General features: G+C 66.6%; 5 protein-coding genes. All 5 read left to right on the forward strand.

The window, feature by feature from the left end; translation table 11 throughout:
• Positions 1–678: MsnO8 family LLM class oxidoreductase (locus ACFP9U_RS23105; RefSeq protein ID WP_378625058.1), on the forward strand; the 678-nt coding region annotated here is incomplete at its 5' end.
• A 492-nt stretch (positions 679–1170) separates the two neighbouring features.
• Positions 1171–2430 (forward strand): plasmid partitioning protein RepA, encoded by a 1260-nt coding sequence (repA, locus tag ACFP9U_RS23110; protein WP_378625060.1) that lies wholly within the window; start codon positions 1171–1173, stop codon positions 2428–2430.
• Complete coding sequence (gene repB, locus ACFP9U_RS23115) at positions 2427–3494, forward strand: plasmid partitioning protein RepB (protein WP_378625061.1); 1068 nt, start codon at positions 2427–2429, stop codon at positions 3492–3494. The genes repA and repB overlap by 4 nt, the downstream gene beginning before the upstream one ends.
• A 213-nt stretch (positions 3495–3707) precedes the next feature.
• Positions 3708–5168 (forward strand): plasmid replication protein RepC, encoded by a 1461-nt coding sequence (repC, locus tag ACFP9U_RS23120; protein ID WP_378625063.1) that lies wholly within the window; start codon positions 3708–3710, stop codon positions 5166–5168.
• A 21-nt stretch (positions 5169–5189) separates the two neighbouring features.
• The coding region (locus tag ACFP9U_RS23125; protein WP_378625064.1) for an RHE_PE00001 family protein at positions 5190–6068 on the forward strand (879 nt) is incomplete at its 3' end.

The raw sequence follows: 6068 nt of genomic DNA on the forward strand, positions 1-6068 counted from the left end.
CTCGGGCTCGGCCGGGCGCCCGGCACCGACATGGCGACCGCACGCGCGCTCAGGCGCGGGCTCGACCAGGGCGAGGGCTTTCCGCGCGACGTTGAGGAGGTGATCGCCTATCTCGACACGCCACAACCGGACGAGAAGGTGCGCGCCATTCCCGGCGCCGGCACCCGCGTGCCCGTCTGGATCCTGGGCTCCAGCCTCTACGGCGCGCAGCTTGCCGCGCAACTCGGCCTTCCCTACGCCTTCGCATCGCATTTCGCACCGGCAGCCCTCGACGAGGCGCTGGCCGTCTACCGTCAGACCTTCCGGCCCTCGCCCTACCTGGAAAAGCCGTATTTCATGCTGGCGCTCAACGCCTTCGCCGCCGAGACGGACGAGGAGGGACTCTACCTCAAAACCTCCATGCAGCAGGCCTTCGCGAATCTGCGCACCGGAAGGCCGGGTCCCCTGCCCCGCCCCGTGGATAAAATTTCCGAAAAAATCGATCCCGCCATGCTGCCGGCGATCGACCACGCGCTGTCCTGCACCGCCGCCGGATCGCCGGAGACGGTCCGCCGGACGATTGCGGATTTCCTGGAACGCTACCGGCCGGACGAGGTGATTCTCACCGGACAGATCCACGACCATAGGGCGCGGCTGCGCTCCTTCGAGATCACGGCGGAGGTGATGCGCGGGCTGTAACGAGCGCGCTGCGAGGATCGGGCGAAGCCCCGCGCGCCCTCCCCTCCCCGGAAGTTCCCCGTAAATTCAATGGCTTTCCGCGCGTTCCGGCACCGGCCGGAACGCGTTAACCTCTTGTTAACCAAAAATTTCTTGACGGAATCGGCCGGCGCTATTCCAATAGCTACGGAAAAAGCCGCCTTTGAGGGTCCGTAGCGTAACCGATTGCAAAAGCCATCAATGGCGGCTTTGTCTCGTTAGTGCCGGTTTTTCCCGGTGAGCACCCTTTCGGGGGCATGTCCGGCGGCCGGCGTAGGCGGCTCGCCCGTTCGGGGCGAATCGCGGTAGTGTAGCGGTGTGTAGAGGGGTTGCCGTTTTGTGAGCGGCCTGGGGGAATTTTATCCCCGCTCTGTTGCGTGCCGGTAAGCTGTGTTCGGTTGACGGGTGTCGACCGGCGGGGTGGGTTTTGCCGCCGCCGGACAGGAGAAAGGCCGCAGGGCCGGAGGAAGGCGAATGTTGAACAAGAATGCGGAACGGACGGAGGCGCAGACACCGGCAGCCGACGAACGAATCGCCGCCGATGCGGCGCTTCTGTCGGGCCAGCTGCGCGTGCTGCGCGACCGCGTCTTCCCTCCCGCCTCGCAGAAGGCGCTGCGCACGTTCACCAGCGGCGAAGCGGCGCGGCTGATCGGCGTCTCCGACGGCTATCTGCGGCAATTGTCGATCGCCGGCGAAGGCCCGCAGCCGGAGACGGGATCGGGCGGGCGGCGCTTCTATTCGCTGGCCGACATCAACGCCCTGCGCCGGCATCTGGCCGAGCAGGCCCGCGCCAAGGGCAACCTGCCCAAGGCCCGCTCCTATGTGAAATGGCGCGAGCCGGAAAGCGAGCATCTTCAGGTGATCGCCGTCACCAACTTCAAGGGCGGCTCCGGCAAGACCACCACCAGCGCCCATCTGGCGCAGCATCTGGCGCTTGCCGGCTATCGCGTGCTGGCGGTCGACCTCGACCCGCAAGCCTCCCTTTCCGCCCTCTTCGGCTACCAGCCGGAAATCGATTTGTCCGGCAACGACACCCTTTACGGCGCGATCCGCTATGACGACGAGCGCCGGCCGCTGTCGGAGATCCTGCGCAAGACCTATTTCGACGGGCTCGACCTCGTGCCCGGCAATCTGGAACTGCACGAATTCGAGCACACCACCCCACGCATGCTGGCCGAGCGCCAGGCCGGATCCGGCCCGGACGGGTTCTTCTTCGCCCGCATCCAGGCGGCTCTGGCAAGTGTCGCGGACGACTACGACGTGGTGGTCATCGACTGCCCGCCGCAGCTTGGCTTTCTGACGCTCTCGGCACTCTGCGCGGCCACCTCGGTCATCGTCACCGTGCATCCTCAGATGCTGGACGTCGCCTCCATGAGCCAGTTCCTCTACATGACCGCCGACCTTCTGTCGGTTGTGCGCGCGGCGGGCGGTACGCTCAATTTCGATTTCCTGCGCTACCTCGTCACGCGCTACGAGCCCAATGACGGCCCGCAGACGCAGATCGTCGGCTTCCTGCGCTCGCAGTTCGGCGAGCGGGTGCTGACGGCGCCGATGGTCAAGTCGACGGCGATTTCCGACGCCGGCCTGACCAAGCAGACGCTCTACGAAGTTGGCCGCGACAGCTTCACCCGCACCACCTACGACCGCGCCATGGAGGCGTTGACAGCCGTCAACGCGGAGATCGAGGGCCTCATGCTGGAGGCTTGGGGCCGCAATCAGGGAGGCGGCGCATGAGCAAGCGCAAGGACCACCTGAAGGCGCTTTTCGGCGGCGGGCCCCTGCCCGGCGAAGCCCCTCCCCAGCGCGCCGACGCCGATCCCGGACCGGCACCGGCGGAACCCGCGCCGGAGACGAAATCCGCCACGCCGCCGCGCAGCGCCTCCGGCGCCGTCAAGGCGATGGGGCTTTCGCTCGACACGATGTCGCGCGAGATCGACGAGGCGCGCGCCATCAAGGAAAGTCTCGCCAAGGGCGAACGCGTCGTCGAGATCGCGCCGGATCTGATTGATCCCTCGCCGGTGCGCGATCGCCTGAGCGGTGAGGAAACGGGCAACGAGGACTTCGAGGCGCTGGTCGCCAGCATGCGCGACAACGGCCAGCAGGTGCCGGTGCTCGTCCGTCCGCATCCCGAAAAGCCGGAGCGCTATCAGGTCGCCTACGGCCATCGGCGCGTGCGCGCTGCCGCCCGGCTCAATCAGCCGGTCATGGCGGTCGTGCGCCGGCTGGCTGACGAGGAACTGGTGCTCGCCCAGGGCAAGGAGAACAGCGAGCGACGCAATCTTTCCTTCATCGAGCGCGCCTTCTTCGCCCAGGCACTGATCCGCTATGGCTTCGACCGCGGCGTCGCCCAGCGCGCGCTTTCCGTCCACAAGGCCGACATCACCCGCCTGCTTGCCGTTGCCGGCGCGGTGCCCGGCCGCATCGCCGCGGCGATCGGCCCCGCACCGAAGGCCGGCCGCGAGCGCTGGATGGCGCTGGCCGAACTCCTGAAACGCGAAGCCGCCGAGGTGATCGCCGAAGACGAGATCACATCGGAAGGTTTCAGGCAGCTTTCCTCGGACCAGCGCTTCAACCGCGTCTTCGAACGGGTGTCACGGCGACAGGCGGCACGCACGGAAAGACAGACGCCGCGACAGATCGCGGATGGCAAGGGCAGGGTGCTGGCGCACCTGCGCACGGGCAGAAGGCCGAAGCTGGAGTTCGACGAAGCGGCCTGGCCGGGGCTTGCCGACTACATTGCCGAGCGCCTGCCGGAGCTGGCCACCCGCTTCGAGAAGGAGCGCAACGTGAAGAAATAGCCATGCCGCCGGCGGCCCGGCCGCGGCGGAGATCGGAGTGAAGAGAGGAAGTCAGCGAAGAGGAAAACCGCGCAAGAAAAAGGCCCCCAGAACGTCGCCATTCCGGAAGCCCCTTTCGATGTAGCAATCTGAAAGAATCACTTCCGACCGGTAATGTCAAGCATCGGCGCGCTCCGGTGACGGCTTTTTCTTGCCTATTGAAAGGCAGGAGACATGTCGGAGAGATTTGCCGTCTCGCCATTTGGCGGGAAAGGGTTGGTTCGTGCCCAATTTGCGGTGAACGAACGGGTGATTCGGGCCCGCCAGGCGTTGCGGGATCAGGGTGCGGCAGCGCAAGCCCAGCATTCGAAGCAGGGCGGGAAAGAGGGCCATGACAAATGGCAACTCATCCGCGCCGTCACCGAGGCGCGCGCAGCACTTCAACTGTCGGATCGGACCATCGTCGTCCTGGAAGCGCTGGTGAGCTTCTTTCCCGAACGCAGGCTCGATGCGGGCCGTCCGCTCATCGTCTTTCCATCCAATGCGGAGCTTTCCCTGCGCACGCGCGGCATGGCGCCGGCGACGCTGAGGCGGCATCTGGTCACCCTTGTCGAGGCGGGTCTGGTCCTGCGGCGGGACAGCGCCAACGGCAAGCGCTTTGCCTGCCGCGACGCCGAGGGCCGCATCGAGACCGCCTTCGGCTTCGACCTTTCGCCGCTCGCCGTCCGGGCAGAAGAGATCGCCCGCCTGGCAGCGGAAGCGCGAGCACGGACCGCCGCCATCCGCGCACTCAGAAGCGAGGTGACCATCCATCTGCGCGATATCTCAGCCCTCCTGCGGACAGCACGCGCGGAGGGAAGGGCGCTCGACCTTGCCCGGTTCGAGGAGCGCCTGGCAGCGCTTTCCGGCCGGCTCGGCCGCAACACCGATGCCGAGACGCTCCAAGCGCGCAAGGGGCAGCTCGTTGCCTTGCGTGCGGAGATCGAGAGAGCGTGGCTATCGAGTGCGCCGGCACCGGAGTTGGCAGCTGTCAACGACGCGGATGAAACCCCTGCGAAAGGCGCTGAAACACGAAAAGTGAGCGCCAATGACGCGCAAAGTGAGCGCCATATAGAGAGATCCGATTCAGAGGATTCTTATAAGTATAATATAGAGGTTCCTGAATCCGCCGACCGCGCGCACGACACCTCCTCCGGCAAAGTTGACAGCTGTCAACGCAGCGAGCGCCCCGCCGGACATCAGCCGAAACAAACACCCGCGCCGCAGCCCGCGGTTGCCCTTTCCTCCGTTCTTGCCGCCTGTCCGCGGATCGCCGATTACGCGCCGGGCGGCATTTTGGGTTGGCGGGATCTTGCAAAGGCCGCCGATCTCGTGCGCACCATGCTCGGCATCTCCGGCGAAACCTGGTTCCAGGCGCGCCATGCCATGGGAGACATCGATGCGGCCATCGTGATCGCAGCCATGCTGGAACGGGCGGAGGAGCTGAAATCTCCCGGCGCATATCTGCGCAGCCTTTCGAAGCGGGCCACGATCGGCGGCTTCTCGCCGGAGCCGATGCTGCGTGCCTTGCTCTCTGCCCGGCTGCGGAAAGAAGCTGCGGCAAATGCCGCTGATCCAGAACCCGCACATCCGGAAAGGAGTGCCCTGGGCCGATCCCGAGTGACGGAAACAAACAGCGAGTTAGCTTCTGGTTAATGATGTGCTATTTTCCGGTTCATGCGCCGCGAATCGCTCGATCAGTTCCTCATGCACGTCCTGCAGCCACTGGCACGGGCAGAGGATCTCCTGGCGCGTCTCGACACGCGCGTGGCCCACAGCCCCTGCGGCGACGGTTTTCGCGCCCGGCAGCATTTCGCCGACGCGGCGGCCGCGCTGTGGCTCGATGGAGAACTCGTTCACGTCGAGGAACTGGTGCTTCATGACGGTCGCATGGATGCACGGGCGCCGACGCACGAGGTCACCCGGGCTCATGACGTCTTGCGCACGCGACGCCGCATCGCCGACCGGGCGCCGGGCTGGGCGCTCTCGCCGGGCGGACTTGCCGCGCTGAGGCGCCGGGAAGGGGAGGGGGGTGCAGCCCCGGCAGTCCCGAAAGCGGAGTTTGCTGAAGGGGATGCCGATACACTTGGCGCAGAGGTGGCGGAAAACGACGCGCTCGCGGAGGAACTGGCCGAGATCGATGCCGTCCTGGCCCGGGCGGGTCAAACCCTGGCCGGAGCGGGACAGGAGCCGACAGGAAGGGATGAGGGCTTCGCACCGGCTGTGGCACCCTGGCCATTGCCCGCCGCCGAGCCGGATCCCGGCCAGGCGGAGGTTTCGCCCGCCGCTTTCGCGCTGTTGCGCGACCCCGACCATGACGAGGAGGCTCTTGTCGAACAATGGCGCGCGCGGCTCGTCGCCCTGAAAGGGGAGGAGTTGCCGCCCGTCGTTACCGCCTTCCTCGCCTGGGACGCGTGGGAAACACTCCGGCCGCTGGACCGCCAGCAATGGCTGGGCCCTTTACTGGTCGCCGCGCTCCTGCGCAGGTGCGGCAAGGCAAGGGCGCATTTGCCCGCACTCTCCGTCGGCCTGCGCGAGGTGCCGCGCGCGGAGCGG

Origin of the sequence: Nitratireductor sp. GCM10026969, assembly GCF_042660605.1 — a bacterium.
GTDB lineage: Bacteria > Pseudomonadota > Alphaproteobacteria > Rhizobiales > Rhizobiaceae > Chelativorans.